This is a genomic window from Sulfurimonas sp., assembly GCF_027056685.1.
Taxonomy (GTDB): domain Bacteria; phylum Campylobacterota; class Campylobacteria; order Campylobacterales; family Sulfurimonadaceae; genus Sulfurimonas.
Map to the genome: position 1 here is coordinate 1 of NZ_JALUKE010000221.1, position 2,043 is coordinate 2,043.

At 39.4% G+C, this 2,043-nt stretch carries 2 protein-coding genes; both read left to right on the top strand.

The genetic code is table 11. The features are described 5' to 3' along the window. Positions 1 to 170 precede the first annotated feature (170 nt). Positions 171 to 1,562 carry a glutamate--tRNA ligase gene (gltX, locus tag MVY38_RS09830; RefSeq protein WP_297485707.1) on the top strand — a complete coding sequence of 464 codons (1,392 nt, stop codon included), beginning with the start codon at positions 171 to 173 and terminating at the stop codon, positions 1,560 to 1,562. Beyond that, positions 1,552 to 2,043: ABC transporter transmembrane domain-containing protein (locus tag MVY38_RS09835; protein WP_297485709.1), on the top strand; the 492-nt coding region annotated here is incomplete at its 3' end. The genes gltX and MVY38_RS09835, both read left to right, overlap by 11 nt.

Here is a 2,043-nt window from a genome sequence, read left to right on the forward strand (position 1 = left end):
TTTTATTCCTCCCTTTGGGCAATTTATAGAGAGCTTTACTCTGCGTTAGATAACCTTCACCGTAGCTACGGCTACGCTGAAGAACATCTGCCTTGATTAAAACTCTCTATAAATTGCTGAAGTATATCTAGGTTATGAAAGAAGTCTAATTATAATTTTAAAGGCATATCATGGTTGTTACTCGTTTTGCTCCAAGCCCTACTGGCTACTTACACATCGGCGGTCTTCGTACTGCACTTTTTTCATACCTTTGGGCGAAAAAAAATGGCGGGAAGTTTGTACTTCGTATTGAAGATACTGATAAGGCAAGAAACTCTAATGAGGCAACTCAGGCGATTTTAGAGGCATTTGCATGGCTTGGACTTGAGGCAGATGGGGATATTACCTACCAAAGTAAACGCAGTGACATCTATGCGAAATATATCAAACAACTTCTTGATGAGGGAAAAGCGTACAAATGTTATATGTCAAGAGAGGAGTTAGATACACTCCGTGAAACACAAATGGCTAATAAAGAGCGTACAAAATATGATGGAAAATATCGTGACTTTAAGGGAACTCCTCCTGAGGGTGTCGAGCCTGTCATACGTATAAAAGCACCGATAAGTGGTGAAATTATCGTTCATGACGGTGTTAAAGGCGATGTAGTATTTCAAGCAGAAGATATTTTGGATGATTTTGTCATCGCTCGTGCTGATGGAAGTCCTACTTATAATTTTGTTGTAGCTATTGATGATGCTTTGATGGGCATTAATGAAGTTATTCGTGGGGATGACCATCTCTCAAACACTCCAAAGCAAATAGTTGTTTATGAAGCTCTTGGATTTGATATTCCTAAATTTTACCATGTTCCGATGATTCACAACCAACAAGGCAAAAAACTTTCAAAACGCGATGGTGCAACAGATGTAATGGAGTACAAAGCAATGGGTTATCTCCCAGAAGCACTTTTAAACTTCCTTGTGCGTCTTGGTTGGAGTCATGGAGATCAAGAGATATTCTCAATGGATGAGATGAAAGCGCTTTTTGACCCTAAAGACATCAACAAATCAGCTTCAATTTACAACACTGAAAAGCTCGACTGGCTCAATGCACACTACATCAAAAACACTCCAAATGATGAACTCGTAGAATTACTTCTTGATTTTGATATTGTCCTCACTTCTCATGACAAAAAAGAGATTTTGCTTGATGCCTTAAAAGAGCGTGCAAAAACACTTAAAGAACTTGCAACTCTCAGCCGTGAAGTTATTACAACTCCAAGTGAGTACGATGCAAAAGCAGTCAAAAAAGCATTTAAAGGTAATGCCTTTGAAGTGTTAGAAAATTTTGCAGCAAAACTAAACGCAGCCGATACATTGCATTTACCAGCTGATTATCATCATGTAATGGAGAGTGTTGTCAATGAGATGGAGATAGGATTTGGAAAAATCGGAAACCCTCTACGCGTTGCACTTCTTGGAAAGATGAGTGGTCCGGGGCTTGACGCAGTTATGGCTATTTTGGGCAGAGATGAAACACTCCTACGCATCCAAAATGCCATCAAAGCAAATGCAAACTAAAATAACACTCAAATCTCTTTTCAAACTCGCACTCCATAAAAAACCTGCCCTTATTTATGGGCAGATCATTACGCTACTTGCCATCATTGTAAGTGTTCCAGTTCCACTACTGCTGCCGATGATGGTTGATGAAGTGCTGCTGCACAAGCCGCATTACATTGTTCCAACCATCAACACGCTTTTAGGCAGTGGTTCTGCTTTTTACTACATTGCCATCGTTGCGTTTGTGGTAATATTTTTACGATTTTTATACTACTATCTTGGTGTTATTACGACAAAGATATTTACAAAAATATCAAAATACATCACCTTTATGATACGCTCCAAACTACTTACACACCTCGAACATACTTCCATGAATGAGTTTGAAACGCTGGGCAGTGGCGCAATTACTGCCAATCTCATCACCGACATCGACACACTTGATAACTTCATTATGGTCAGCTCAAGCCGTTTTGTAGCATCTGTTTTAACGCTGCTT

Bases quoted from the DNA above. Each gene is read 5' to 3' on its own strand.
- gltX (WP_297485707.1), top strand. From the start codon at position 171: ATGGTTGTTACTCGTTTTGCTCCAAGCCCTACTGGCTACTTACACATC.